At 41.0% G+C, this 25,296-nt stretch carries 30 protein-coding genes, 3 pseudogenes, 3 riboswitches and 1 other annotated feature; of the genes and pseudogenes, 18 read left to right on the plus strand and 15 right to left on the minus strand.

What is annotated here, in order from left to right; genetic code table 11:
• The first annotated feature begins 165 nt into the window (after nt 1-165).
• The 9 genes and pseudogenes from JOD03_RS06170 to JOD03_RS06210 form a co-directional block, all read left to right on the plus strand.
• Nucleotides 166-654: a hypothetical protein gene (locus JOD03_RS06170; RefSeq protein WP_204589974.1), complete on the plus strand. Its 489-nt coding sequence runs from the start codon at nt 166-168 to the stop codon at nt 652-654.
• 30 nt (nt 655-684) lie between these two features.
• A pseudogene (locus JOD03_RS06175) lies at nt 685-1,231 on the plus strand (GNAT family N-acetyltransferase).
• Nucleotides 1,232-1,400: 169 nt separating this feature from the next.
• Nucleotides 1,401-1,622, plus strand: a complete 222-nt coding sequence (locus JOD03_RS06180; RefSeq protein ID WP_204589975.1) for a site-2 protease family protein — start codon at nt 1,401-1,403, stop codon at nt 1,620-1,622.
• Between the two features lie 223 nt (nt 1,623-1,845).
• Entirely contained in the window at nt 1,846-2,163 is a 318-nt protein-coding gene (locus JOD03_RS06185) for a hypothetical protein (RefSeq protein ID WP_204589976.1), read from the plus strand.
• Between the two features lie 368 nt (nt 2,164-2,531).
• A riboswitch (PreQ1 riboswitch) is annotated at nt 2,532-2,578 on the plus strand.
• A 153-nt stretch (nt 2,579-2,731) separates the two neighbouring features.
• Nucleotides 2,732-3,202, plus strand: a complete 471-nt coding sequence (gene queD / locus JOD03_RS06190; protein ID WP_204589977.1) for a 6-carboxytetrahydropterin synthase QueD — start codon at nt 2,732-2,734, stop codon at nt 3,200-3,202.
• Nucleotides 3,195-3,923, plus strand: a complete 729-nt coding sequence (gene queE, locus JOD03_RS06195) for a 7-carboxy-7-deazaguanine synthase QueE (protein WP_204590080.1) — start codon at nt 3,195-3,197, stop codon at nt 3,921-3,923. The genes queD and queE overlap by 8 nt, the downstream gene beginning before the upstream one ends.
• Before the next feature lie 153 nt (nt 3,924-4,076).
• A riboswitch (PreQ1 riboswitch) is annotated at nt 4,077-4,123 on the plus strand.
• Between the two features lie 120 nt (nt 4,124-4,243).
• Nucleotides 4,244-4,744 (plus strand): preQ(1) synthase, encoded by a 501-nt coding sequence (gene queF, locus JOD03_RS06200; RefSeq protein ID WP_204589978.1) that lies wholly within the window; start codon nt 4,244-4,246, stop codon nt 4,742-4,744.
• 46 nt (nt 4,745-4,790) lie between these two features.
• Nucleotides 4,791-5,444, plus strand: a complete 654-nt coding sequence (gene queC, locus JOD03_RS06205) for a 7-cyano-7-deazaguanine synthase QueC (protein WP_204589979.1) — start codon at nt 4,791-4,793, stop codon at nt 5,442-5,444.
• A gap of 73 nt (nt 5,445-5,517) precedes the next feature.
• Nucleotides 5,518-5,790 (plus strand): annotated as a pseudogene (locus JOD03_RS06210) (VCBS repeat-containing protein); the annotation flags it as partial.
• 88 nt (nt 5,791-5,878) lie between these two features.
• Here JOD03_RS06210 and JOD03_RS06215 read toward each other — a convergent pair.
• The 4 genes and pseudogenes from JOD03_RS06215 to JOD03_RS06230 form a co-directional block, all read right to left on the minus strand.
• On the minus strand, nt 5,879-6,871 hold the full coding sequence (locus JOD03_RS06215) for an LLM class flavin-dependent oxidoreductase (protein ID WP_204590081.1): 993 nt from the start codon (nt 6,869-6,871) through the stop codon (nt 5,879-5,881).
• 10 nt (nt 6,872-6,881) lie between these two features.
• A complete protein-coding gene (locus JOD03_RS06220) occupies nt 6,882-7,181 on the minus strand; it encodes a DUF3219 family protein (RefSeq protein WP_204589980.1) in 300 nt (99 codons plus the stop codon).
• A 193-nt stretch (nt 7,182-7,374) separates the two neighbouring features.
• Nucleotides 7,375-7,563, minus strand: a pseudogene (locus tag JOD03_RS06225) (AAA family ATPase); the annotation flags it as partial.
• A gap of 67 nt (nt 7,564-7,630) precedes the next feature.
• The gene (locus JOD03_RS06230; protein ID WP_239584865.1) at nt 7,631-8,836 is read right to left on the minus strand and encodes an MFS transporter; all 1,206 of its coding nucleotides are present in this window, start codon (nt 8,834-8,836) and stop codon (nt 7,631-7,633) included.
• Nucleotides 8,837-8,883: 47 nt separating this feature from the next.
• Nucleotides 8,884-9,133 (minus strand) — a binding site (T-box leader).
• A 160-nt stretch (nt 9,134-9,293) separates the two neighbouring features.
• Between JOD03_RS06230 and JOD03_RS06235 the strand changes: the two genes are divergently transcribed.
• A complete protein-coding gene (locus JOD03_RS06235) occupies nt 9,294-9,881 on the plus strand; it encodes a VanZ family protein (RefSeq protein WP_204589982.1) in 588 nt (195 codons plus the stop codon).
• Nucleotides 9,882-10,088: 207 nt separating this feature from the next.
• Here JOD03_RS06235 and JOD03_RS06240 read toward each other — a convergent pair whose 3' ends face one another.
• A complete protein-coding gene (locus tag JOD03_RS06240; RefSeq protein WP_204589983.1) occupies nt 10,089-10,916 on the minus strand; it encodes a hypothetical protein in 828 nt (275 codons plus the stop codon).
• Nucleotides 10,906-11,430, minus strand: a complete 525-nt coding sequence (locus JOD03_RS06245) for an RNA polymerase sigma factor (protein ID WP_204589984.1) — start codon at nt 11,428-11,430, stop codon at nt 10,906-10,908. Before JOD03_RS06245 ends, JOD03_RS06240 begins: the two co-directional genes overlap by 11 nt.
• Nucleotides 11,431-11,646: 216 nt before the next feature.
• Here JOD03_RS06245 and JOD03_RS06250 point away from each other — a divergent pair, with 216 nt between their 5' ends.
• Nucleotides 11,647-12,114, plus strand: coding sequence for an AAA family ATPase (locus JOD03_RS06250; RefSeq protein ID WP_204589985.1), 468 nt, complete (start codon nt 11,647-11,649; stop codon nt 12,112-12,114).
• 118 nt (nt 12,115-12,232) lie between these two features.
• On the opposite strand, the gene JOD03_RS06255 is transcribed toward JOD03_RS06250, so the two are convergent.
• Nucleotides 12,233-13,813, minus strand: a complete 1,581-nt coding sequence (locus JOD03_RS06255) for a M2 family metallopeptidase (RefSeq protein WP_239584866.1) — start codon at nt 13,811-13,813, stop codon at nt 12,233-12,235.
• 158 nt (nt 13,814-13,971) lie between these two features.
• Between JOD03_RS06255 and JOD03_RS06260 the strand changes: the two genes are divergently transcribed.
• The 4 genes from JOD03_RS06260 (at nt 13,972) to JOD03_RS06275 (ending at nt 17,281) form a co-directional block, all read left to right on the plus strand.
• On the plus strand, nt 13,972-14,667 hold the full coding sequence (locus JOD03_RS06260; RefSeq protein ID WP_204589986.1) for a Crp/Fnr family transcriptional regulator: 696 nt from the start codon (nt 13,972-13,974) through the stop codon (nt 14,665-14,667).
• Between the two features lie 338 nt (nt 14,668-15,005).
• Nucleotides 15,006-15,137: a cytochrome C oxidase subunit II gene (locus JOD03_RS06265; RefSeq protein WP_338032441.1), complete on the plus strand. Its 132-nt coding sequence runs from the start codon at nt 15,006-15,008 to the stop codon at nt 15,135-15,137.
• An 18-nt stretch (nt 15,138-15,155) separates the two neighbouring features.
• Entirely contained in the window at nt 15,156-15,629 is a 474-nt protein-coding gene (locus tag JOD03_RS06270; protein ID WP_204589987.1) for a cytochrome c oxidase subunit II, read from the plus strand.
• Nucleotides 15,629-17,281 carry a b(o/a)3-type cytochrome-c oxidase subunit 1 gene (locus JOD03_RS06275; RefSeq protein ID WP_204589988.1) on the plus strand — a complete coding sequence of 551 codons (1,653 nt, stop codon included), beginning with the start codon at nt 15,629-15,631 and terminating at the stop codon, nt 17,279-17,281. Before JOD03_RS06270 ends, JOD03_RS06275 begins: the two co-directional genes overlap by 1 nt.
• Nucleotides 17,282-17,429: 148 nt before the next feature.
• Here JOD03_RS06275 and JOD03_RS06280 read toward each other — a convergent pair whose 3' ends face one another.
• The 8 genes from JOD03_RS06280 to JOD03_RS06315 form a co-directional block, all read right to left on the minus strand.
• Nucleotides 17,430-17,795: a PH domain-containing protein gene (locus JOD03_RS06280; RefSeq protein WP_204589989.1), complete on the minus strand. Its 366-nt coding sequence runs from the start codon at nt 17,793-17,795 to the stop codon at nt 17,430-17,432.
• 79 nt (nt 17,796-17,874) lie between these two features.
• Entirely contained in the window at nt 17,875-18,285 is a 411-nt protein-coding gene (gene hepT, locus JOD03_RS06285; RefSeq protein ID WP_204589990.1) for a type VII toxin-antitoxin system HepT family RNase toxin, read from the minus strand.
• Nucleotides 18,278-18,688, minus strand: coding sequence for a type VII toxin-antitoxin system MntA family adenylyltransferase antitoxin (gene mntA / locus JOD03_RS06290; RefSeq protein WP_204589991.1), 411 nt, complete (start codon nt 18,686-18,688; stop codon nt 18,278-18,280). The genes hepT and mntA overlap by 8 nt, the downstream gene beginning before the upstream one ends.
• Before the next feature lie 87 nt (nt 18,689-18,775).
• Nucleotides 18,776-20,221, minus strand: coding sequence for a DEAD/DEAH box helicase (locus JOD03_RS06295; protein ID WP_204589992.1), 1,446 nt, complete (start codon nt 20,219-20,221; stop codon nt 18,776-18,778).
• 161 nt (nt 20,222-20,382) lie between these two features.
• Nucleotides 20,383-20,811 (minus strand): DUF4275 family protein, encoded by a 429-nt coding sequence (locus JOD03_RS06300; protein WP_204589993.1) that lies wholly within the window; start codon nt 20,809-20,811, stop codon nt 20,383-20,385.
• A 19-nt stretch (nt 20,812-20,830) separates the two neighbouring features.
• Nucleotides 20,831-21,343 carry a GNAT family N-acetyltransferase gene (locus JOD03_RS06305; protein ID WP_204589994.1) on the minus strand — a complete coding sequence of 171 codons (513 nt, stop codon included), beginning with the start codon at nt 21,341-21,343 and terminating at the stop codon, nt 20,831-20,833.
• A gap of 142 nt (nt 21,344-21,485) precedes the next feature.
• Nucleotides 21,486-21,686, minus strand: coding sequence for a cold-shock protein (locus JOD03_RS06310; protein ID WP_204589995.1), 201 nt, complete (start codon nt 21,684-21,686; stop codon nt 21,486-21,488).
• A gap of 224 nt (nt 21,687-21,910) precedes the next feature.
• A complete protein-coding gene (locus JOD03_RS06315; RefSeq protein ID WP_204589996.1) occupies nt 21,911-23,236 on the minus strand; it encodes an alkaline phosphatase in 1,326 nt (441 codons plus the stop codon).
• A 357-nt stretch (nt 23,237-23,593) separates the two neighbouring features.
• On the opposite strand from JOD03_RS06315, the gene JOD03_RS06320 reads away from it, so the two are divergent.
• Genes JOD03_RS06320 through JOD03_RS06330 form a run of 3 tightly spaced genes read left to right on the plus strand, consistent with a single transcriptional unit; the run spans nt 23,594 to nt 24,875 of the window.
• On the plus strand, nt 23,594-23,767 hold the full coding sequence (locus JOD03_RS06320; protein ID WP_204589997.1) for a hypothetical protein: 174 nt from the start codon (nt 23,594-23,596) through the stop codon (nt 23,765-23,767).
• Complete coding sequence (locus JOD03_RS06325; RefSeq protein ID WP_204589998.1) at nt 23,754-24,332, plus strand: Fic/DOC family protein; 579 nt, start codon at nt 23,754-23,756, stop codon at nt 24,330-24,332. Before JOD03_RS06320 ends, JOD03_RS06325 begins: the two co-directional genes overlap by 14 nt.
• Nucleotides 24,333-24,389: 57 nt before the next feature.
• Entirely contained in the window at nt 24,390-24,875 is a 486-nt protein-coding gene (locus JOD03_RS06330) for a peptide-methionine (S)-S-oxide reductase (protein ID WP_204589999.1), read from the plus strand.
• Between the two features lie 262 nt (nt 24,876-25,137).
• A riboswitch (SAM riboswitch) is annotated at nt 25,138-25,240 on the plus strand.
• Nucleotides 25,241-25,296 lie beyond the last annotated feature (56 nt).

Here is a 25,296-nt window from a genome sequence, read left to right on the forward strand (position 1 = left end):
GAATCGTACAAAGGTATATCCGGAGCCCACTATCAAATATCAGATGTGAAATAGTTCAAAAAGGTCCGGCCAGGGTTTTTGGCCGGATTTTCTTAGAATGGATGATAGGATGAAAAAGGTTTTAAGTTGGATCGGGGTAGCATTTGCAGGGCAGGAGGATTGTTTATGGCATATGACTATTTGGGTGGAAGTCTGTGGAGCTATTCAAATTTAATTTTTGTTCAGTGTCCCAAATGTGAAAAAGGTGCTAGAGTGTTTACGCTTTCGAATGATGAGGATGAACAAAGAGTTGTTGGTCACGAATCTAAACGGTTGCTTTGTAAGGAATGTGGCTATATAAAAGATATACATCCAGTAAGAAGATGGGACAACCTTTTAGCTTTTGAACATACACTTTATGATGTGAGAGAGGGAGTCGACTGGTACTTCGGTCTGCCTCTGTACCTTCAAACTACATGTTGTGGTCATAAGATTTGGTTTTTAAATTATGACCATTTGAAAGAAATCGAAGACTATATTCAAAAGAATAACAGGCCCTCCGGTTTATATTATTTAAGTGCTGAGAGTAGATTGCCAAAATGGATGAAGCTTTCAAAGAACAAGTCTGAGGTGCTTAAAGCGATTTCGAAAGTAAAGACATTAAAACCAATTTAGCAGTAATTAGTTTATTTTTGGAGGTGCACCATGATTTATATCGAGACCCCGAGATTAATAGTGCGTGATTGGAAAGACACGGATTTAGAGCCTTTCCGACAACTGAATGCAGATGAAGAAGTGATGAGATTTTTCCCAAAAACATTATCAAAAAGAAGAATCCGATGCCTTTTGTCAGGCCATCATTGCTGAGATCAAAGAGTGCGGGTACGGATTGTATGCTGTGGAAGTGAAAGCGACAAATGAGTTCATCGGCTTTATTGGATTTCACACAGCCACGTTCGAATCTGATTTTACACCCTGTATCGAAATTGGCTGGAGATTGAAAAAAGAAGCGTGGGGTAAAGGGTACGCAACCGAGGGAGCAAAAGCTTGTCTAGAGTATGGATTTGAGGAATTAGGTTTTGACGAGATTTACAGCTTCACTGCAGATATCAACGAGCCTTCGAAGCAAGTGATGAGAAAAATCGGGCTCAAGTTTTTGACGGAGTTTGATCATCCTAAAGTTGATCCAGATAGTACGTTAAGGGAGCATGTTTTGTATTATGTTCAGAGGAACGTTTGGCTAAAAGAATAGTAGATAAAGCGCAGAGTTAAACACGAGTCTTTTATTTAGGTTCGTGTTTTTTATATTGATTTGACTGGAATATATTTCACTAATTTCCTATATGTGATTTTATAAATGGAATATAATGCTATAATCAATTTAATTTCAATAAGTAATGATTTGATTGGGGGAGTAAATGATGGCTAGTGATCTACTTAATTTAATGATGTACATTGTTTATCTTCCCATCATCATTCTCATCCATGAACTTGGCCACGCTGCATTTGTTGTCCTGTTTGGACGCAATGTAACAGAAGTGAGTATAGGTCGCGGGGAAGAAGCCTTTCGATTTGGTAAGTTCGTGTTGTATAAAAGCCGGGTTTTGTGCATGGGAAGATATAGATTCTCTCGCAGAGTATAAACAACTTCTCATTTATATGGGAGGAATCATTTTTAATCTAGCTACTGCAACTACTGTGTGGATTTTTGGGGAGGCGCAGTATGCAGATTGGTATAGGTCATTTATTGTTGCCTCTTACTTTATGGCAGTACTCAATTTACTTCCAATCGTTTATAAAAATCTAAATTTGAAATCAGATGGTCTTCAATGCTTGGAACTCATTAAATCAACTGGAGGAAAATAAATGAGCGATTTAGAGTTTATGACGTCGTATGTAGATCATCTGAGTTTAGCACTTCTAGTATCAATCTTCAGCTTAATCGCTTCCGGTATTTTCAAGTCTAGAACGGATCTGATCTGGCTACTCAGTACAACTTTACTGTTAATTCTCTTTTCAAGCTTACTTGTCACCAATATGGAGTACATAGCAGAGAATCTTTCAACCGACTTCTATGTGATGTTCATCGCATACATCGCTCTTGTCATCATCTTCATTCGGAATTTGTATGTGTATTTCAGAAATCGGAAAAGAACAAAATACAATACTAATAAGGAAGTTTAGATAGTGTACTTTTTACTACCTCTTTAGCTACTAATAATAGTTGGAACATTATCAGTAGCGACAATTACTCGAACTAAAGTGGTTATGTGTTGATTGGGTAAAACCGTACCTGTGCCTCACACAATTCAACAATCTTAATTTAATAAGGTTTGCTCTATATAGTTATAGAATTGCAATGCAAACTCAGAATCATTGGGTACACTGTTACCTTAGAATAAAACGCTTAATTTAACAGTAATTGATTATGAATCTAGAGGATCAAAAAATTCTAGTAAATGGAAACGGAAGAGCAGTTTTTGTTGGAATTACATTTGATATATACTGAAAACTACTATATGATACTCTTATACAATAACGCCCGAAATAAAACGGGAGAGGTTCATAGCTACTACCCTCTATAAAAAACTATGGAAACATGACTATTCGCCATGTCCATATAGGACGTGGCTTTTTTTATGTTTTCTTCCTATGTTTTAATAGAACGAATCATAGCGCCTCTCTTGGAAAGTGTCGGAAACATTTTACGAGGGAGTTTTTTATATTTATAAGCTGAAGGAGATTTTAACATATGCCTGAATTTAGAATTGTCGATAAGCTACAAAAAATCGATGTGGATATTAAAAGTAGTCAATTGAAGTATCATGCGAAGCGTGTACTTGTCAGTAAAGAGTTTACGTTTGACGCCGCACATCATCTCCATAACTATGAGGGAAAGTGTAAAAATCTACATGGACATACGTATCGTGTGATTTTAGGCTTAAGCGGTTATACGGACGATCGAGGATTGATGATTGATTTTGGAGAAATTAAGGAAATGTGGAAGCAAATCGAAACGTATTTGGACCATCATTATATCAATGAAACGCTACCTCCGATGAATACAACAGCTGAAAATATTGTTGTTTGGATTTATGAAGAATTACATGGTGCTTTGCAACAGGAGCAACGGTATGATGGCGCACGTGTAGAGTTTGTAAAGCTATATGAAACGCCTACGAGCTATGCTGAAGCAAGAAGGGAATGGATGGAAGTTGAGTAAAGTCCCTGTAATTGAAATTTTTGGTCCTACAATGCAAGGCGAGGGCATGGTAATAGGTCAGAAAACGATGTTTGTACGCACAGCTGGATGTGATTATGCCTGTTCTTGGTGCGATTCGTCATTTACATGGGACGGCAGCGGCAAGCATTTAATCGTGCAAATGACGGCCGAGGATATTTGGACAGAGTTGAAACGTGTTGGTGGAAATAGGTTTTCATTTGTCACAATTTCAGGAGGAAATCCAGCACTTCTTTCCAACCTAGGTGCACTGATTGCGATTTTAAAACAAAATAATATAAAAATTGGGGTAGAGACGCAAGGAAGTAAGTGGCAGGATTGGCTATACGACATCGATGAATTAACAATTTCACCAAAGCCACCTAGCTCTGGTATGACCACAAATTTTTCGATGCTGTCTACTATTTTAGAGAAGTTGAAAATTCGAAATGGTAATCAACATATGTCCCTAAAAATCGTTATCTTTAATCAAGAGGATTATGAGTATGCCAAAGATGTACATCAACGATACCCAGACATCCCCCTTTATTTACAAGTCGGAAATGATGATATTACCACTTCAGACACTGGACAATTAGCAAATCATCTATTGGCAAAGTATGAAATGCTCATTGATCAAGTGATGATGGATGAACAATTAAATGATGTTAAAGTACTGCCACAGCTGCATACCCTCATCTGGGGAAATAAAAGAGGGGTGTAAGTCTGGGCTGTAAAATGATAGGCAAATGTGGAGGAAGCTTAAGTTTAGTATGAAATGAATTCACATTATTCTAGAAAAGCATCATGTCGAAATATTGATTTACAGGTACTACTATATATAATACAATGAACACTAATGAAATACCTGAGTTGTTCAGGAGAGGTTCATAGCTGATACCCTCTATAAAAAACTATGGAAACATGACAATTCGCCATGTCCATATCGGATGTGGCTTTTTTTATGTCTCTACTAGTTTATTTAGAGTCGTTATAGTTAGCCCTCCTTGAAATACTACGGTATTAACTTAAGGAGGTTTTTTTATGTCTGGTCGTCACCAAAAAGAAGGATTAGAGGATTTAACATTATTAGGGAATCAAAATGTGAAGTACACATTTGAATATGCACCAGAAGTTTTAGAGTCTGTTGACAATTTACATGTAGACCGTGATTATTTTGTGAAATTTAATTGCCCAGAGTTTACAAGTCTTTGTCCGATTACGCAGCAACCGGATTTTGCAACGATGTATATTTCATATATTCCAGATAAAAAAATTGTGGAAAGTAAGTCGTTGAAATTATATTTATTTAGTTTCCGCAACCACGGTGATTTCCATGAAGATTGTGTAAATATTATTATGAATGATTTAATTAAACTTTTAGATCCTCGCTATATTGAAGTATGGGGCAAGTTTACACCACGTGGAGGTATTTCAATTGATCCATGGTGCAACTACGGTCGTCCAGGTACAAAATATGAAGAAATAGCAAACTATCGTTTAATGAATCATGATTTATATCCTGAAAAAATTGATAATCGCTAATTTTTCAATTTACTAAACTTTGCTTGCAAAAAGAGGAGAAAAAATAATGAAACATGATAAGGCCGTTGTTGTATTTAGTGGCGGGCAAGATAGTACAACGTGTTTGTTTTGGGCTTTAAAAAACTTTAAAGAGGTAGAAGCCGTAACTTTTGATTATGGACAACGCCATGCACTCGAAATTGAATGTGCTAAACAAATTGCCCAGGAGTTGAACGTACGACATCATATTTTAAATATGTCGCTCTTGAATCAGTTGGCACCGAATGCGTTAACGCGAGACGATATCGAAATAAAAGAAGGGGAGGAAGGCGAGCTCCCATCTACGTTTGTACCAGGTCGTAATTTAGTTTTTTTATCCTTCGCAGGGATTTTAGCAAGCCAAATTGGCGCGAAGCATATTGTAACAGGTGTGTGTGAAACCGATTTTAGTGGCTATCCAGATTGTCGCGATGCCTTTGTAAAATCATTGAATGTCACATTAAATTTGTCGATGGATACATCATTTGTTATACATACGCCACTCATGTGGATCGATAAAGCAGAAACATGGGCTTTAGCAGATCAGCTAGGTGCGTTTGACTTTGTGCGTCAAAAAACATTGACATGTTATAACGGAATAATTGCGGATGGATGTGGGGAGTGCCCAGCATGTAAGCTTCGTCTGCAAGGAATGGAAGCTTATGTACACTCGTTAAAATAGGAGTATTTTAGCGAGCAGGATACCCTCAGTCATCTTAGGCAAGTCTAAATGGAGGTCGATGTCTCTCTCAATCATTATTGACATTTCAGCAAGAGGCAGCGAGTATTTAGATGAAATCTATTATGAAAATGGAAAGCTGAAGAGTCCGATCACTGGATTTGTAAATCCGCTTAGTGGGTTGTATCCTGTAGATTTTGATTACAATCAACAGTTTGAGTTGTTGGCCTATCAGAAAATTGCGGGGCGATATAATGCGGATTCTTTAGGGTATGTTTTGAATACTTTAGCATGGTCGGGTAATAGATTTGGTTTGCAAAATCAGTATGTTGCTATCTTTGGAAGTTAGGATATAAAAAGGTGTTAGGAGAGCATCAAAATGTAATCAACTAAATAGAAAAACAACCAGTTAGCCTTTAATTAACTGGCTGTTTTTATTACAAGAGTTCTTCAGCAATCAATTTATACGACTGTAAGCGATCCATATAGTCATGAGTGATAGTAATAATCATGAATTCATTGGTGTGGTAGATGGATTGTAACTGTTCAAGCTGCTCCCGTACTTCTTGTGGATTGCCGATGATCATTTTGCGCCGCATCTCTTCAATTTCTTGTTGATCTTCGCTTGTATATGGATAGTTTTCGACTTCTTCTAGTGAAGGGACCCCAACGCTACCTTCCCCTTTTGCCATATTTAACTTCCAGAGAAAACCACTCTTTGCCAAGTGTTCAGCTTTCTCGGTCGTTTCTGCACAAATGGCAGACACGGCTATGATTGATTCTGGTTGTTGGGATAAACCCGGTTGAAAATTTTCTTTGTAGGTTTTAAGGATTTCCGGCCCGTCTTTATCGCTCATAAAATGACCGAATGCATAGGCGCTTCCGTTCTCTGCAGCAAGCTTGGCACTTTTACTACTTGTCCCGAGAAGCCATGGTTTAGGAGAAATTTCCGGAAGCGGTGCTGCAGATACTTTTGAATACATATGGTCTTCCGGAAAATCATCTTTGAGGAAATGCAAAAGTTCTTTAAAGGATTCCGGCATTTTGTAGACATTTTGTAAATAATTATCCGAGAGAGCCGTCGTCACTTCCGCTGATCCGCCCGGAGCCCTTCCGATCCCTAAATCAATTCTGCCAGGAAACAGGGTCGCTAGCATATTATAGACTTCAGCAACCTTGTATGGTTTATAATGCGGAAGCAATACCGCCCCTGCTCCGATACGGATTGTTTTGGTGTGCGCCCCAATATAGCCCAGCATTACTTCCGGCGCAGAACAGGACAGTCCGGTGAAATCGTGATGCTCGGCAATCCAATAACGTGTGTACCCGAACTGTTCACCACTTTTTGCGAGCTCCATGGAAGCCTGCAAAGCCGTAGCTGGTGTTTTGCCAGCGGATACAGGTGATTGATCCAGGATGCTTAACTTCAGTCGATTTTCTCTATCCAATTTCAATCAGCTCCAGGCTGAATAGTGATGAAGAATTTTCATCCGTGAAATCAGTCCGTGAAGTAGAGTAATTGTTGATAGTTCCTCTGAAGCTCAAATCGAGTTCAGGGATCTTTACATCAAATGTATTTTTGTATAAATGGACCGTAACGTCGTGGTACTCATTTCCGCCTCTTACTTCGAAATCAAACCGAATCGTCTTTGCTTTTTTTTCGGAGCTGTTTGTGGAGACTCCCTCTTCAAAATCAGTTACCTTCAAAGAAAAATCGTCCAAAATCACTTCATTTACCATTACAGATCCTCCTCAATAGTTACCTAAGTTTGTCCATAGTAACACTCGCTAAAAACGTTTAACAAATCTTCTGCTTTGTTGAGTTAGGGTACAATAAAAGATAGGGTGAAGGAGATACCTGAAATTTTATAAACGAGCTGAACAGAAGTAAGCGATATTGTTTAACTAACGGGGTAGAAAAGATTAATGATTTTTTTAGGATTTGACGAATCAAATCAATTGAGGGGTTTCCATCTCGATCATGGACCTTCAACATGTCACGACGAACAACATCCTGAGAAACAAGAAGTGTGCCATTTCCTAATTGGTTTTGAAGAGTCTTCGCAGCAGTTGTTTTTCCACTTCTAGAGTTTCCTCTTATAATGATCAACGTAGATTCCATAATTTCCTCCTTGTATGTTACTTAATTCATTTTCCTAAATATATCTATGAAAATATCAGAGCTATCCTTAGCCTAATTCTAATGCAGTCGAGCTTCTTCTGAAAGTCATTCTCCAAGCAAGTAGTCCTACCGTGAGGAAAACTAAAGAACCTATAAATCCTACTAGTTGAACAGATGCACCTGTCGCTGCTAAACCAATACCCCCTGTTAAGACAATAATCATGAAGGCCTGCACAATTCCGAATAGACTACTAAATCTGCCCATCATTGAAGCAGGAACGTGGTTTTGATAAAACGTTAAGTATCCAGTGTTGGCAAAAGTAAATGCAAAACCTATGAGCACTGTTCCAATGACAGCGCTCATAAAATCTTGGGAGCTATAGAGAAGAATATAGCCGATTGTAGTTCCAAGTGAACCGTATCCAATCAAAGTATTGACAGCTAAATACTTTGTGAATAGTGTGTTGATGGCCGAGCCGAGTAAGATACCTGCACCAAATAGACTTAAAAGAAGTCCATAATTAGTATCTGATAGTTCAAGTGACTGCTTAATAAAAGCTGCTTCTATGGAATCGAGTGACGTCATCATCACAAGCATTGCGATAAAAAGTAAATAGATTTTAATGACGAATGTATTGGAATAGCTGAACGAATAGATGAGCGAAATGTCTTTCTTGACCATTGCCCAACTTAAGATACGAGAGTCGGTTTCCGAAGACTGCAAATCAACAGTTGGTAACAAGAGAAGAATACCTGCTGAAACGAGAAGTGCTAGAGAATTGATGTAAATGGCATTTTCTGCAGAACCAATAAAGAATAACAGTCCGGCCACGGCAGGACCAAATAATGTACCACACGAAAGAATCAGTCCTCGCAGTGCATTAAACCGCTGTCTATCTTCTTCCCGAATCAGTTTAGTCATATAGACCATAGAAGTGGGTTCGAACATCGTGCTTGCCACATTGATGAAGAATACGAGTATGTAAACGTAAAATATAGAAGGCATGATAGGTAGGAAACCAATAAGAGCTGCACGTAAAATATCGAGTACAATCATCAGATGCTTTGAGTTCGTGCGATCAATAAAACTTCCCGCCCAAAAATTTGTGAAAAGCGTCGCTAGCGGTCCAAGGATATAAAGGACCGATACAGCAATAACTGATTCGGTTCTTTCTAATACCATCAAATTTAAAGCGATTAGGTAAACCCATCCCCCTAAAGTAGAGGTTCCGATTCCAACCAATAGTAGACTTCTGTTCTTCCAATTCTTCATATTCATTCCCCCTAAAATAAAAAAATCCCGCCCTCAAGACGATTAGTCTTGAGGACGAGATTCTCTCGTGGTGCCACCTCTATTTGTTTATGCATTGCTACACAAACCTCATTCGGTACGACCGTCATTGCGGTGTATACCTAAGCTCTATAACGGGAGCGCCCGTTACACCTTCCCTTCACAGTTCCGGTGCAATGCTCAGAGGTTTGATTCGATACCCAGCCCTTACTCCTTCTCACCAACCGGAGCTCTCTTTCAAAGGCGTATGATATGTACTAGTCTCTTCCACGCATTTTGATTTTGCCTATCGTATCATAATTGGATTTGATTGGTAAAGAAAGAATTTAGAAATCCTTAAGAATTTCCCTACCTATTTCTTCAGATTTCAATGAAATAATTAGTGTATCAGCTATAAAGCATACATGCGATTGATCTGAAGAAGAGGAGTTGGATGAGAATGAAGATGGAAGAGTCTTGGTCGTATATAGCCACTATTGACGCATGGTATGTTTTGGGACCACTGTTTGTCGTGTATTTGATTTTGATGATGGGGAAGATAAAGAAACAGAGTGAGAGGTACAGTGTGTTTCAATACATCACGTTGATCACTTTAGGCATTTATCTACTATCGGTGCTAGCTTTAACCACGTTCCCAATTGAAGTGAACTGGGGAATGTATAAAAATCAGACTTCCTGGATTAGCCGAATCAATCCAATCCCGATACTAACAATTGATTTAGCAACATTTGTATTGAATATCATTATGTTCATTCCATTTGGCGTCTACCAATGGTTAGTGATGAGGAAAGATAAAATCTCGTGGGAGCCGGTCGTAGTCGGTAGTTTGCTGTTCAGTATCTGTATAGAAATAATGCAACTCCTAATGTACATTATTTTCAATAGTGCTCGAAGTGTAGATGTGAACGACTTGATTGCCAACACACTAGGTGGAGTAGTCGGTTTTTATACAATAAAATGGATTTCAAAAAATACGTACTTCCGAAACCTTATAGATGTATTTAAAGTTCCAGCAAAAATCTTATAAACTAAAATTGTAATTTCACAAATCCTAATATTTCAGGATTTGTGTTTTTTTATTTAACCTTCAATAGGTACCTGTGAGGGGAACTCTGGAAATTGTGATCACTTCTTCAATTGACTGATAATAAGATCTGTTACATCCTTCTGTGAAAGGTCACTTGTATAACTAAAACAGAAAGAAGCCACCAGAGGTTTGATGGCTTTTGTTTGGTTATGGAGTGAATAGATTGTTAATGATTGCAGTCAGTTTCCATTCATCGCTAGCATCTTCTTGCTCAAATACTAAGTTGAGGCTCCGGTAGTCGAGATTGCTATATTGGGCGGTTCCCGCGTGATAGAACTCGATGATCTTAGCTTCTGGATAGACACTCATTAAATAGTTCGACGGGTCGAGTTCTTCGTTCGGTGTATCGACGAAGACTTCATCTGCTTCGAAAAAGCGCTCGATTTGAAGATGTTCTTCAAAGTAACCCGCAGGCGTCAAACGAATCTCCGTATTGGCTTCTCCGTAGCCCCAAAGATACGTTTCGGAGTCGGATAACAGACCTGCGATTTCACTTTGCTGGAAGCTGACCGTAGAGTCTGAGACAGAAAGGTAAGGCGAGAACTGAATTCCTTTTTGTGAGTGAACGTTGTTTGCAAGTGCTTCCATATCGCGGTCGTGAAGAGCTTGCAGGATTTCATTGGCTTGTTGTTCAAGTGCAGCAGAATCAAACGGTGCTTCTTCTGGTTGTTCTTCGGGTGCAGTTCCTGGAACGAGGTCACCTGGTTGTTCAGTAGGAAGGGATGGTTCTTCCACTGCTGTGTTTGATGGTGTGTTGAACAGATTAATCGAAAGAATCGTCAGGATGAAAAGAGCAGCGACTGCAATGAGCCCAGTTCGTGCTTTAGACCAGTTCGTATGGCTTCGCTTTGGTGGAGCGACAGGTTGTTCAAGTGCTTTAATGATGTTTTGATGAAGGCGGTGTTGCGTTTCTTCTGACATGCGGTGCATCGGGAATGCGTTCAGTTTGTTGTCTGTGAGGCGATTATCGTTCATACAATTCCCTCCAATTGGGTTCGGATCGTAAGGCTTTAATGGCACGATGGAAATTTGTGCGAACCGCGGTCTCTTTACAACCTAGGATAGTGGCCGTTTCGCTGACTGAAAGTCCTTGGATTCCACGGAGTAGCAATACGTCTCGAAATTTCTTTTTTTGTTGGTTGATGAGATGGTAGAGTGCCAGTTTGTGTTCGCTATCAAGTACCTGTTGTTCGGGTGAGTCACTCGTCGGCGTAGTGAGAGTGGCGTCTTGCCACGGAAGTGCGGTCAAGCTGACTTTGGTTTGTCGTTTTCTTGCGTGATCGATTGCGATATTGCGTGCGATGCTCATCAGCCAGGTCTTGGGGCTCGATTGGTTCTGGAAACTGCCCAGGCCTCTTCCAGCTTTGATAAATACGTCTTGCACTAAATCTTCAACGTCTCGCGTGCCTGTATAGTAGACAAGGAAGTTGTAGATATCTTGGCTGTAGAGATAGAACCAGTCGGAGATGGTTTGTTGGTCGCTGTTCATGTAGCTTTGATCCTCCTTTGCGTGCAGGTACTAATTAGACGGATTGTTTTTCTCTGTGTGTCACAACGAAAGAGAATATTTTCGAGATGATTGAAACAAAAGTGGAGTTGATTGATATACTCATAGTACCAATATTTACGTTTTGAGAATTATGAGATTTCAAAATTAGGAAGACTTTCGAAAACAGGAGGATTTATTTATAACAAGGAGGTTCTCATGACAATCATCTATATAACAGGGTTATCTGGTGTCGGGACAACAAGTGCATTGGATGAATTAAATTATAGAGGCTATAGAACAATCGACACAGATTATGGAGACTATGTTGAAGAAGTAGTCACAGGAACAGCAAAAGCGCATTTCTTAAACGAGAATAAAATGAAGCAGCTAGTTGAAAGTAGTGGGGAGGAACACCTCTTTATTTCCGGATGCTGCGACAATCAAGGAAAGTTCTATAAAGACTTTGATGTCGTAGTCTTGTTGAAAGCGGATCTTTCTACAATGTTTGAGAGAATTGAGGCACGGACTACAAATCAATATGGAAAAACACCGGAACAGAGACAAGAAATTCTTGAAAACCACAGTGCAGTTCTGCCACTTTTAGAGAAGAGTTCAGATGTCATCATAGACACTACAAACTTATCTATTCCGGAAGTAGCAAATCAGTTAGAAGCTTTGCTTTGAAAGTATACTCGTATACCAGTATATGAATATACTGATATACAGCTGCCCAAAAGATAAAATCTATACTAAACTAAAACCAGCTGACCCCAAACAGGAGCCAGCTGGTTTTTGTATAATCTTACTTTTTACAATACAACTCCACAAAATGCGCAGGGTTGAGCTTTTCGCCTGTGATACGCTCGATTTTTTCGTTCCAGTCGTACAGGGCCGCTGGTTTGAAGAAATCATTCAGGAGCATGTCACCCGCTTCTTTTGTAAAGAATTCCGGTGAGATTTCTGTCTCGATATGGCGCTGAAGCTGTGCCGCCATCAATTCACCTAACAAGTAGTTCTGATAGTAGACTGGTGCTAGTGTGAAGTGGATTTTCGCTGCCCAGTCTGGATTCGATGTATCTTCTGGTGGCGTGACAAGTTGCACGTCGCTCACAATTTTCCACCATAATGCATTCAAATCTTGGTCAGGATTTTCATACAGTTCCTTCTCAAAGAACACAAACGTAATAATCCAGCGCACCATGATCAACATTTGAAGCTGTTGGTACTCTGCCAGCTCGCCCTCGAGGCCATCGACCGTCTTTTCGTCGAGCTTCAAGAAACGCTTTAACCAGCGCGGATCTTTCCCCATCTTGCCGAACAACATCGCAATCGCCTCTGTCGTCAACGTATGGCTATTCGTGCGTAACATGAACGGAAGGTCGCTATCAACATATTTGAAATACGCTGCATGCCCAAACTCATGCAAGTTCGTTTCCATCCAGTACGCATCCTCTGTCAGATTGCACAATACGCGCGTATCGCCAGCGCGGTCGACGTCCATACAAAACGCTGTCGGATTCTTTTTCGCACGCGGGAACAAATCGCTCTTTGCATACAAATCATCAATCTGGATTCCCATAGAATTGAACGTCTCTGTCGTCAGTCGTAGGATATCTTTCCCTTTATAGAACGAATCGAGGTTCGTCGCGTCCGATGCAGGCGCTTCTTGGAAGAACGGGTCCACATAGTGCCACGGGCGAATCTCTTCCGGTGTGATGCCGAACTTTTTCGCTAGACGTGCATCCAGATCTGACTTCATCTTGCGGTAGGCAGCATCCGACTGGTCAATCAGATCGTTGAAGATAGAAAATATCTCCTCGCGGTCCAGTTCCTGCAGTTCAAAACTCATTTGGTGATGGTTGTCGTAGCCAAGTAAACGCGCCGCTTCATTGCGTTTCTTCACAAGCTCAAGTAAACCTTTCTCTACAACGCCGCCAACCTCTTTGCTCGCGAGCCACACTTTCTTACGCAGTTCAAGGTCTGTACTTGTCAAAAGTACTTCGCGGATATCGTTTGCAGAATACACTTTGCCGTCCACTTTCGGTGAATAAGTATTAAACAAGTAGTTCAGTTCTGAACCACGCTTCGCAAGGTCCGCAATGATTTCTTCCGGAAGCTGATTGCTCTTCATATCATTCACCAGTAACTGCAATTGACGACGTTCTTCTGGGCTTCCACTGTCGGTTTCAAGGAACTTGAGCGTCTCTTCATATTTCTCTTTTGATGAAAACAACAGACTATACTTCGTGTCTTCTTCTCCAGATTTCTCCGCCCATTCCGCTTCTCCTGTCGTCTGCGCCATCCATCCTGCTTCCGAAGAACGAATATACAAGTCTTTCATTTGGTCATTGAATTCATTTAAAAACGTCTCGCGTGTACTCAAATCGTCGCAACCTTTCTCGTTTGAATTTACTTCCTCTATCTAACTATTCGACTTCCGTTATAAAATTCCTTCAAGAAGTACACAAAATCGCCTATAGCCAACTGAAAGAACATGGTATAAAGTGGTAGTATATATACTACTATTGGAGGTGGAAGGACATGTTTGTTGAACAGGAATCGATTTCAGAAGACTTGAAGGAACTGTTGAAATTACCACATGTGGTGAAGAGTTTCAGTAAAGACAGCTATTTGTTCCAAGAAGGCGATAAAATTCAGCATTTGTTCTTCCTCACAAAAGGCAAAGTGCAACTGAACAAAGTCAGCTCGGACGGTCGAGAACTCACGCTGCGCATCTGCGGAGCAGGCCAGTTGCTTGGTGAGGTGTATCTGTATTCCCCTGAGGCATTCTATATGCTGGATGCGAAGGTGAAAGAGGATGCCGAATGTTACTTGTTTCCGGTGCATGAGCTCGAAGCGGAACTCCAAAAGAATGCGCGACTCGCTGCGGCGTTTATGAAATGGATGTGCTTGAATCAGCAGAAGACGCAGACTCGCTTCCGGGACTTGTTATTGAACGGGAAAAAGGGAGCACTTTACTCGACGTTGATCCGGTTGTCGAACAGTTACGGCGTTCAGAAGTCAGAAGGTGTGTTGATTGATGTACAGTTGACCAATCAAGACCTCGCGAATTTTTGTGGCATGGCTCGCGAAGTGACCAATCGGATGTTGTCGGAACTGAAGAAGCAGCAAGTGGTGTCGACGTGTGATGGGAAACTCCTAATCCGAGACCTCGCGTATTTAAAAACTGAAATCCAATGCGAGAACTGCCCGTTGTCGCTGTGCCGAGTTGATTAACTGAAGAGATGCTAGATGACCACTTCCGAATTGCGGAGGTGGTTTTTTGTGTTTGAGACGATTTAGTTTCCATAATATGACTTCGGTAGAAGAAATCCTCGTTAGTGCAGAATAAATCGGCGATTCGGTAGAAGAAATCGAGTTTCGGTAGAAGAAATCCGCCATTCAGCCGATGAACGCCCGCTCACCCAAAACTTCCATCCTCTCCATCAGACAAAGTTTGACAAAAGTATGAAGTAATTTCACATTTTGCATAGATTAATGTCACAGATGTGATTTATGTCACAGTTGCCGCCTAGGGATTGCTTTACGCTTAAGTCATAAACGAAGTAGGAGAGGTGAGTGTCGTGGCAAAGAAAAAACAACACGAAGAAGAGAACCTAAAAGGCACATTGATCAGCGTATTTTTTGTCGGCTTTGTTATCGTGGCGATGTGGGTCGCCGTTTATCTAATGTACTTGTCGCTCTAGACAGAAAGGAGAATGAACATGCATCTGCATAAGTATGAAAAAATCTGGTTAGTTTTTGGAATCACGTGTTTAGTAGTATTTTTAACAGTCGTGGGAGTCAGCGCATTTACAGATAACCACCACACCCCAGCTGGAGGAATCGAGCACATCGATCCGGAAAAGGTAAGAGAAACAGCACCATTTGATAATCCAGGCGTGACGCAACTGGATGACGACACGTATCAAGTGTCCATCATTGCTATGGCATTCGGATACGAAGGACCAGAACTGAAAGTCCCTGTTGGGAAAGAAATCGTCTTTAAAGTAACAAGCACAGACGTGGTGCACAGTTTCACGATCGATGACACGAAAGTCAATATGATGGTTGTACCTGGCCAAGTGACGACGAAATCGTACACGTTCGATAAGCCAGGGAAGTATTTAATCATCTGTAACGAATACTGTGGAGCTGGCCACCATTTCATGTTCACAGAAATTGAGGTGACAGAATAATGATCGCATCAGGAGAACGCAAACTGGCCCTTTGGAACGTCGGGGTCGCGTACGCTGCCTTTTTAATTGGAACACTTGCAGGTTTACTACAGGTCTTTATTCGAAACGATAAGCTCCAACTTCCGGCATGGCTGGATTATTATCAAATTTTGACCGCACATGGAGTTTTACTCGCACTTATCTTTACGACATTTTTCATCTTTGCTTTCTTTATCACCGGCATGAGCAAGAGTCTTGGCGCATTCGGACCGAAAGTGTTGCTGTGGAACTGGATCGGTTTCCTGACAATGCTTGCTGGGACAGTGTTAGCAACCGTCATGATCATTAGCGGAAAAGCATCTGTTCTTTATACATTCTACGCACCAATGATGGCGAGTCCTTGGTATTACATCGGGTTGGCACTCTTTATTGTTGGGTCGCTCGTGATGGGCTTTGCACTTGTGGGTCATTATATTCGCTGGCGCAAGGAACATAAAGGTGAGTTAAGTCCTTTGTTTGCCTTCATGACCGTTTCTACAGTCATCTTATGGGCAATTGCGTGTCTAGGTGTTGTCGCGACGGTGTTGTTCCAATACATCCCGTGGGCATTCGGCTGGGTCGATACAATCAACGTTGAATTGAGCCGTACATTGTTCTGGTATTTTGGTCACCCGCTTGTGTACTTCTGGTTACTTCCAGCATATATGGCATGGTATGTGGTAGTTCCGAAGATTTTAGGCGTACCCGTATTTAGTGATGCACTTGCTCGTTTATCATTTGTGTTGTTCATCTTGTTCTCGATTCCAGTCGGTTTCCACCACCAGCTGATGGAGCCAGGAATCGAAAACTTCTGGAAGTTCTTCCAAGTCATTTTGACATTCATGGTCATCATCCCATCATTGATGACGGCGTTCTCGATGTTCGCGAATTTTGAGCGAGCAGGCCGCAAGAATGGTGGGAAAGGGTTGTTCGGCTGGTTTACAAAACTGCCTTGGAACGACCTACGTTTCACCTCATTATTTATTGCGATGGCGTTCTTCATTCCTGGAGGCGCGGGCGGAATTATCAATGCAAGTTTCCAATTGAATGAAATCGTCCACAACACGCTTTGGGTTGTTGGCCACTTCCACATCACAGTTGGAACTCCGGTTGCGATGACATTCATGGGTATCACGTTTTGGATGGTTCCATATTTAACTGGACGGAAGTTCACGAAGACGATGGAGAAGCTCGGCTTCATCCAAATCGGATTATGGGCAGTCGGAATGTTATTGATGAGTACAGCGCAGCACGTGTTAGGGCTTCTCGGAGCACCTCGTCGTACTGCGTATAGCGGCTACAATGATCACCCGGCAGCACTTGAGTGGTTTGAGGGGATTATATCCAATCACGTGACGATGGCGATTGGCGGAAGTATTTTGTTCTTGTCCGCGATGTTGCTTCTCTACATCGTGATCATGAGTGCATTCTTGTCACCAAAAGCTGTGGAAGTGGATGAGTTTGTGGAGTTCCCACTAGCAGAAAGTGATAAAGCGGCGACTCCAAAATTCTTAGAAAACTGGCTTCTGTGGATCGGCATTGCATTTGCGTTGATCATTATTGCGTATGCGATTCCAATTTTCCAGATGATCCAGCATGCACCACCAGGTTCCAAAGGCTTTATTACATGGTAAGGAGTGGAGAACAATGGTTTTAGGATTAATTGGTTTGTTCGTGGTGATTGTTTTGTCGACGGGAATTTTGGTTGAGGTTATGACAGAAGAAGAGTAAAAATAGAGCCAGTTGAGTCCCTTGTTTAGGACTTAACTGGCTTTTGTTTTGTTAGAGAATCGCCTCAGCAATGATTTTGTCGAGCTTGCGGACGTCTACTTTTTTATTGAGGTTTAGTTTGAAACGACCAGCTCTTGTCCAAAGTTCGAGCTCTGAGTTGATATCAAATGTGCCGCCGTTTTCAGACGAATACATCACGATGGATTTGAACGGAATTGTGTAGATTTCAATCTTCTTTCCTGTTAGACCTTGGCGATCGGCGATAATCAATCGTTTATTTGTGACTACGGCAACATCTCGGATTGTCTTGTAAGCAGTCGTTGCTGTCTCCCCAGCAATCAAAATATCCTTGATAGAATCTGGTACTGGGACCTCTTCGGTGAAAGTCCATGTCATGAATTTGTTCAATTCGCTCATATTTCCACTCCTATTCGTATGTAATTAGTTTAAGTATATACATAGTTTCCAGAAATGGAAGGAAAGGTAGTCTCAACTATCACTTTGCTTCATGTTGTAAGATGATTTTCGTGAATTTCTTAAAATCATCGATATGTTTGGTAAGGATGGATTCGAGTATTTCGATTTCTAAGGCCTGATAATCGTGGACAGCAATATTACGAAAACCAACCATATTCATCAAAGTTTTTGCTAAAGCTTCATCAATGATTTTAGCTTCATGTAACAACTTGAAGCCATCTCGACTAGACTTTGGTACTCCAAGTTTATTTTCACTGATAATGTGCATGGCCATGTCTATGCTTGCTTCACATGCACGCTGAATATTTAAGACAATACTATCTTGTTTAGTAAAATCTTTAAGATTAGTTGGATTACCTTCGTAAACCTCATGAATTCTTTTAATGCATCGTTCAATAGTTGCCGACTTATTCACTAGTACATCATTCATATCCAAAGACACTTCCTCGCTCTTTAATTGATTCAATAACAGGAGCACGCTGTTCATTTAAAGCTAGATACATACTATAGGCGCGCATACGCTGAATATAAAATTGATCGTGATTATTAATAAAAATAGGAAGACCTTGAGAGAAGATTTGCATAGTAAATACAGTATCTAGATTTCTAATATCGACCAAATCAACTTCTCTACCAGTGGCTTCTGCTAGCTCGCTAGCCAACAGAAATCGATCATAGGCTGAGATTCTTTGTTGACTAAAAAAAGCGATATCTAAATCACTGCTTTCTCTTTGCATTTCTTTCGCAAATGAGCCAAAAAGAATTATAAAATCAACATCAATTTTTTTTAGAATAACTTCAATGATTTGATTTTGTATCGTTGGAGTTAGCATTAGATCCACCACCTTTAAACTAGTATAGCTTGAAATATGCGATATCGCATAGAAAAATCCCCCTCACAGATGTGAAGGGGATAGCGATTATTTTAGGGCTTTGCTGACTTTCAGCTTTTTGCCTTTGACTGGAGTTGTTTCCATTGCTTGCAGCACAAGAGATCCTTTACCGTTCAAGATGTCCACATACGACATTTGATCTTGGATTGTAATGATGCCGATATCTTCTGCAGTGACACCCGGGATATTGGCGATTGTACCGACTAAATCGATGGCGCGGATTTTTTTCTTTTTCCCGCCGCTAAAGTGAAGCTTCATGATGTCTTGGTTGATACGAGCCGTCTTATTGTTGCGGACGACACGACGACTTGCTAGCTTCTCGTCGAAATCGTAGCGCGCACGTTTCACTTCCTGTTCTTCCGGAGCTTCTGCTTTAGGAAGTTCGAAGCCGATGTAACGCTCAATGGCACGAATGAATTTACTTTCATAAGGAGTAGCGAACATAATCGCAGTTCCAGCAGCACCAGCACGACCTGTTCGGCCCGTACGGTGAACGTAACTTTCTTTTTCCATTGGAACATCATAGTTGATGACTAGGTTGACGTTATCGATATCGATTCCACGTGCAGCCACGTCTGTAGCTACAAGATAGCGGAAGTTTCCAAGCTTGAATCCTTCCATTACAGCGAATCGGTCTTCTTGCACAATCCCGCCGTGAAGTTTCTCGACTGGGTAACCAGCTTCTTCAAGTTCACTGTAAACCGTATCAACATTTTCTTTCGTACGGCAGAAAATCAAGCAGCTGTTTGGATTTTCAACAACCGTTATGTCTTTAAGAAGAGCGATTTTGTCTTCTTCTTTCACTTCAATTAACGAGTGCTCGATTGTATCAGCAGTGACACCAGTCGATTCAATCTCGATGTACGTTGGGTCTTGCATATATTCATGGCAAAGACTCGCGATATCTTGTGGAAGCGTTGCAGAGAAGACCATTGTGACGCGGTCAGAAGGCACTTGTTTGATGATGGCTTCGACTTCATCGATGAAACCACGGTTTAGCATCTCGTCTGCTTCATCAATGATCAAGTACTTCACCATCTCAAGGTCTAGCGTTCCGCGGTCGATGTGGTCCATCACACGGCCAGGTGTACCCACAACTACGTGTGTCTTTTGTTTCAGCTCATCTCGCTGTTTCGAGAATGGCTCTTTTCCGTAAAGTGCAACGGCCTTCACGCGCTTGAAACGACCGATATTTGTAATATCTTCACGCACTTGAACAGCAAGTTCACGCGTTGGTGTCAAAATCAACGCCTGTGGCTTTTTCTCTTCCCAGATGATCTGGTCCGCTACAGGGATCCCGAATGCAGCTGTTTTTCCGCTTCCTGTCTGAGATTTCACTACAAGGTCCAGGTTTTCAAATGCAAGAGGAAGTACTTTTTGTTGTACTTCAGTCGGTGTGTCATATTTCAAAATCGTCAAGGCGCGGCGGATATCATCACTAATCGGTAAATCTGTAAAGCGTGTGGTTATCATTCAAATACCTCATTTTCTAGTTTTTCGTCATATATCTTCACAATCTGTTCCGTACATATGTCAATAGCTCTCATTATACGTGAAAACCGCGCACTTTATCCGGTTTTCTTTGAAACGTAACAGAGAAGATATATAGGAAATGAGAAACCATCGAATTCTGTTCACACTTTGACAAAATATGGCCCACACGTCTCGGTTTCATGCGTGATCACAAACGTCCATGTGAAATCCGCGTCTACCAGGTAAATGTCTTCTTCATTCTGCAGTATGTTCATATCTATACAAGAGGCATCCTCTATCAAAAAAGCATCATTCGAATGTTGATAAAAGACAAAACAGCGCTTTTTACACAAGGCATGAAATGCACTGATTGCCTCACTTCCAGAAAGATGTTCGTTTGTTTGATAGCTGAATACATGCCATAAGTATCCAGAGTAGTAACCAACATCCTTCAGATAGATTCTTTTCTTTCCAGCGGGTCTTAAATGACTAGCAAAAGCTTCTTCCCACTTCGCGTGGAGATACGCACTCCAGCCAGTAAGGACACGAGTTCGTGGGTCAATTTTCAATAATTCAGTGTGTAGGTTCATGTGTAAACTCCCTAGGATTTCAACCTTCCACCGGTGTCTCAGGTCCTTCTAAATCCAGCTGATAAAAAGCAAGATCAAGCCAGCGCTCGAACTTGTAACCGGCGTTGCGTAAAGTTCCGGAGTGCGTGAAGCCAAGACTTTGATGAAGCAAGATGCTTTTCTCATTCGCTGCATCGATTCCGGCAACTAGGGTTTTATACTCACCATTTTTAGCAAGTTGAATGATTTCCTGAAGCAATGTACGTCCGATTCCACGTTTTTGATAGTCGTTGCTGACATACACCGAATGTTCTATCGAATATTTATAGGCAGGCCACGCGCGGAAGGGACCAAATGTCGCAAATCCAGCTACATGTCCGTCGACTTCAAAGACAATCACAGGATAGCCATCTTTCATCTTTTGATCAAACCAAATCGTGCGGTCTTCTAAAGTTTGAGCGTGGTACGAATAAACAGCGGTCGTGTTGACAATAGCGTCATTGTAGATAGCTAAGATTTCTTTTAAATCATCAGAGGTGGCTGGTCGGATCATCGGGTTCTTCCTTTCAGGGTGGGAGTAAAGTCAAACTAGAATAGTCCTAGTTTAGCAGAAAACTATCAAAAGAGAAGAGGTTTTTTGTGAATCGAAACACAAAAAAGGCACCCCAGATGGGATGCCTTTTCGTATCATAAAATTAAAGTTTTACGATGTTTGTAGCTTGAGGTCCGCGTTGACCTTCTTCGATGTTGAATTCAACTTTTTGACCTTCGTCTAAAGATTTGAATCCTTCACCTTGGATTGCTGAGAAGTGAGCGAATACGTCTGCTCCGCCTTCAACTTCGATGAATCCGAAACCTTTTTCTGCGTTAAACCATTTTACTGTACCTTGTGTCATATAAATGACCTCCATTATAAATTATTAATAAGATCATTTTTCTGCAATAAAAAAATTCACGTATTACAAAAAGTACGGAAATAATACACAGATACTTTTTGTAATAGGTGAATTAAATGTGTTGTACTTCATGAACTTATTAAACCTAGTATACAACACAAAATCTGGTTTGTCTACTAAAACAAAAACAACCCCACAAAAGTGAGGCTGCTCTAAGCATAAACTTAATTAGGGAATTTGATTTTCATTGCTTTCGCCATATGTTTTGGAATATCTGTATTGTCCAAGAGACCTGTGAACAAGTCAGATTGAGGGCCATAGGCGTAGATTGGAAGATCCGTCCCGGTGTGTGCACCTGTTGTCCAGCCGATCAACGCGCGGTCGCTGACAACTGTGTTGATAGCACGTACAGGATTTTCGGCAGAAGCAATGGCTTCGATTTCCGCAGCTGTTAAATCAAATCCGGTGTGCGCTTCTACGACTTCCTCCACATTGTTACGCGTTTCATTCAACTGCGCAGCCATAAAGTCACCAGTAGCTGTAACGTCATGAAGTACTTCCGTTTTTACATCGTACACACTGTTCGAACCAACGGACATGCCGCCTGTGTCATGATCCCCTGCAACGACGACAAGTGTATTGCCATCTTTTTTCGCAAATTCAAGAGCAGCAGCAACAGCTTCATCGAATGCTTGGGAGTCTGTCATCGCCCAAGCTGCATCATGTGCATGACCCGCCCAGTCAATTTGTGAGCCTTCTACCATTAAGAAGAAACCGTCTTTGTCTTTTTTCAATGCTTGGATTGCGATATCCGTCATCTCGGCCAGACTTGGCTGATCTGTTTCACCGCGCTCTAGTTCAGGAGCCATTGCGTCGTCTGCAAATAAACCGAGTAGTTTTCCACTCTTCGCTTTTAGTAACTCTTCACGGGAGGTCACATACTCATAGCCATCATTCTGAGCAGCTTCCACTAAGTTTCCGGCAGGTTGTTTGCCACCTTCTTCTAGTGAAACGAAGTAGTCACGGCCTCCTCCGAGGAGCACGTCCACATCGTTCTCAAAATATTGCGGGGCAATCGACGATTCATCGCCGCGTGATGCGACACTTGCGCCGAACACAGCTGGCGTCGCGTGTGTGATTGTAGAAGTGGCAACTAGCCCTGTAGATTTCTTCGCAGCTTCTGCCGCATCTAAGATAGAGTCGACTTCTTTTCCATCGGGTGTAACACCGACCATCCCGTTATTCGTTTTTACACCTGTTGCCATCGCCGTCCCAGCAGCAGCTGAGTCCGTCACTTCTGTATCTGCTGAATAGGTTTTGATTAGACCTTTTACATACGGATCAAAAGAAGAGTCTTCGCCTTTGAACCAACGGTAGTTCGTTGCATAGGCGGCACTGTAGCCGTCAGGAATCATATAAATTACATTTTTGACTTTCCCATTATGAGCGTTATCTTTCCGTGCTTCTGCGTGATCCATCGTCACATTGACACTGATTCCGGATACGACAAGTCCTCCAACCAAAGCGGCTATTACAAGCTGTTTTTTCATGCACATTTCCTCCTTTTGTTTGGTACACGGCAATGATACTAACGAATTGTAAAGAGAGTGTGACAGGAATGTAAAAGCTTATGTGAAGCAGAAAAAATCGGTTTTTGGTCATAGGAAACCTGAAAACCATTTAATTTTTAGTAGCTATTTGGACCGTTCCGTTTGCAGTCATTTTGACGGATGTTCCGTTATCGAGTTCGACTTCGAGGGGAAAGACTCTAGATGGTTTGTCGGAAAAATACTAATTTGAAAGTGAAAGATACTGCTGCAACTTACGTTCATTTAAGCACAAAATATGAGATAATAAAGTATACTTAAATTAAGCAAATTCATTTTATTGAACTGGAGGGAAAATGTTTGACTAGACTATCTTTAGACTCAAAAGAATATCGTTTAGTAGAAAAGAGCCTTTCGTTAGAAGAGTTTAAAATCAATAAAAAAATTGCTTTGAGAGCTATAGAAGCAGTTAATACGAACCAAAGGTTAACTTCCAATTTGATTAAGGCTGTAATTAGAGATGGAAAAGTATAATTTTGGTTCTGATGAATCTTATTTGTTACAACATAATTTGTTGGGAATTGATGATTTAAGTGAGTTTCAATTAGCGGAGCAATATGTGTTTACAGTTAGGGCACTTCAAATTGCACAAGGAGTTTACAAAATTAGAGATTTTAAAATGGATGATTTATGTGCACTCCACAAACATTTATTTCAAGACATTTACTCTTTTGCAGGTGAGGTTCGAAGTGTACAGTTAACCAAAGGCAATACTAGATTTTGTCAATTTCAATATATCGATTCCTATGGAGCTTCAATTATAGGCGAATTAGCGTTAGAGAAAGATTGGAATACAATTGAGTTTGCCTCAGAGAAACTCGCTTATTATAAAAGTGAGTTAAATATGCTTCATCCATTTCGAGAGGGAAACGGTAGAACCCTTCGTATCTTTATTAGAGAATTAGAAAAAACAAAAGGATATGATTGGGATTTTGAGAAAATGGACAAAGAAGATTATATGAATGCAATGATTAGAGCAACATCAGACTCAACAGAACTTAAAAGGATTTTTTTAAATACACTTCATCTACAGACCTGAATTGATTTCGATCGATTTCGGTCTTTATTTAATTTTAAATACAAGGGGAGATTTTGTGTGCAGACGATTTATTTAGCAGGGGGATGCCTATGGGGCGTACAAGCATTTGTAAAGACGTTGCCAGGGGTTGTCTCGACTGAAGCGGGAAGAGCAAATGGAACATCTAAAACGTTAGACGGGGAATATGACGGATATGCGGAATGTGTAAAAACGACTTTTCATCCAGATGTGGTATCTGTCGAGGAGTTGATGGGCTATCTTTTTGAAATCATTGATCCGTATAGTATCAATAAACAAGGGGAAGATGTTGGAGAGAAGTACCGAACTGGGGTGTATAGTATAGACCCAAAACATTTAGAGCAGGCCAAGGCGTTCATCAAGAAACGTGAAGATGCGGGCCGAATTGCTGTAGAAGTTCTGCCGCTTATCAATTATGTACGTAGTGCTGAAGAACACCAAGACCGTCTTGCTCGCTGTCCGGATGATTACTGCCACATTCCCCAGCAGTTGCTGACAAAATACAAATCGAACGTGCTTACATGAGACGAGCCTCCTTTCTGTATTTAGAAAGGAAGCTCTTTTTTATTAGATAGCTTGTTCACATCTAGGAAATCAAAATAATGCTTTTTAAAGAATTTTTAATAAAACTAATAAAAAACTATCCGCGTCGTACCAACAAAGCAACCGCTTACATAGTCAGACTACTAAAAAAATTAGTAAAATTACTATTGACGACAAAACTTTGATGCTTTAGACTGTGAAACAGTTAGCAAGACGAACGAAATTCAAAACTACATACCAGCAATTCTTATCACGAGAGACGGAGGGACAGGCCCTGTGAAGTCTCGGCAAAGCGCGCATGCGTCAGTGCCAAATCCTGCAAGTGTCCACCACTTGAGAGATAAGACTGAGAGGCTTTTTCAAGGCTTTCATTTCTTATGTTCTTAAGAGATGAAGGTCTTTT

The organism is Chryseomicrobium aureum (assembly GCF_016909155.1).
In the GTDB taxonomy this organism is placed as follows: Bacteria; Bacillota; Bacilli; order Bacillales_A; family Planococcaceae; genus Chryseomicrobium; species Chryseomicrobium aureum.

Coding starts and splice junctions, on each gene's coding strand:
- JOD03_RS06270 (WP_204589987.1), top strand. CDS start 15,156: ATGCATCTGCATAAGTATGAAAAAATCTGGTTAGTTTTTGGAATCACG.
- JOD03_RS06295 (WP_204589992.1), bottom strand. CDS start 20,221: ATGATAACCACACGCTTTACAGATTTACCGATTAGTGATGATATCCGC.
- JOD03_RS06325 (WP_204589998.1), top strand. CDS start 23,754: ATGGAAAAGTATAATTTTGGTTCTGATGAATCTTATTTGTTACAACAT.
- queC (WP_204589979.1), top strand. CDS start 4,791: ATGAAACATGATAAGGCCGTTGTTGTATTTAGTGGCGGGCAAGATAGT.
- JOD03_RS06170 (WP_204589974.1), top strand. CDS start 166: ATGGCATATGACTATTTGGGTGGAAGTCTGTGGAGCTATTCAAATTTA.
- JOD03_RS06280 (WP_204589989.1), bottom strand. CDS start 17,795: ATGAGCGAATTGAACAAATTCATGACATGGACTTTCACCGAAGAGGTC.
- JOD03_RS06275 (WP_204589988.1), top strand. CDS start 15,629: ATGATCGCATCAGGAGAACGCAAACTGGCCCTTTGGAACGTCGGGGTC.
- queD (WP_204589977.1), top strand. CDS start 2,732: ATGCCTGAATTTAGAATTGTCGATAAGCTACAAAAAATCGATGTGGAT.
- JOD03_RS06245 (WP_204589984.1), bottom strand. CDS start 11,430: ATGAACAGCGACCAACAAACCATCTCCGACTGGTTCTATCTCTACAGC.
- queF (WP_204589978.1), top strand. CDS start 4,244: ATGTCTGGTCGTCACCAAAAAGAAGGATTAGAGGATTTAACATTATTA.
- JOD03_RS06250 (WP_204589985.1), top strand. CDS start 11,647: ATGACAATCATCTATATAACAGGGTTATCTGGTGTCGGGACAACAAGT.
- JOD03_RS06235 (WP_204589982.1), top strand. CDS start 9,294: ATGAAGATGGAAGAGTCTTGGTCGTATATAGCCACTATTGACGCATGG.
- JOD03_RS06260 (WP_204589986.1), top strand. CDS start 13,972: ATGTTTGTTGAACAGGAATCGATTTCAGAAGACTTGAAGGAACTGTTG.
- JOD03_RS06315 (WP_204589996.1), bottom strand. CDS start 23,236: ATGAAAAAACAGCTTGTAATAGCCGCTTTGGTTGGAGGACTTGTCGTA.
- JOD03_RS06230 (WP_239584865.1), bottom strand. CDS start 8,836: ATGAAGAATTGGAAGAACAGAAGTCTACTATTGGTTGGAATCGGAACC.
- JOD03_RS06300 (WP_204589993.1), bottom strand. CDS start 20,811: ATGAACCTACACACTGAATTATTGAAAATTGACCCACGAACTCGTGTC.
- JOD03_RS06240 (WP_204589983.1), bottom strand. CDS start 10,916: ATGAACGATAATCGCCTCACAGACAACAAACTGAACGCATTCCCGATG.
- JOD03_RS06185 (WP_204589976.1), top strand. CDS start 1,846: ATGAGCGATTTAGAGTTTATGACGTCGTATGTAGATCATCTGAGTTTA.
- hepT (WP_204589990.1), bottom strand. CDS start 18,285: ATGAATGATGTACTAGTGAATAAGTCGGCAACTATTGAACGATGCATT.
- JOD03_RS06220 (WP_204589980.1), bottom strand. CDS start 7,181: ATGGTAAATGAAGTGATTTTGGACGATTTTTCTTTGAAGGTAACTGAT.
- JOD03_RS06180 (WP_204589975.1), top strand. CDS start 1,401: ATGGCTAGTGATCTACTTAATTTAATGATGTACATTGTTTATCTTCCC.
- JOD03_RS06310 (WP_204589995.1), bottom strand. CDS start 21,686: ATGACACAAGGTACAGTAAAATGGTTTAACGCAGAAAAAGGTTTCGGA.
- JOD03_RS06305 (WP_204589994.1), bottom strand. CDS start 21,343: ATGATCCGACCAGCCACCTCTGATGATTTAAAAGAAATCTTAGCTATC.
- mntA (WP_204589991.1), bottom strand. CDS start 18,688: ATGCTAACTCCAACGATACAAAATCAAATCATTGAAGTTATTCTAAAA.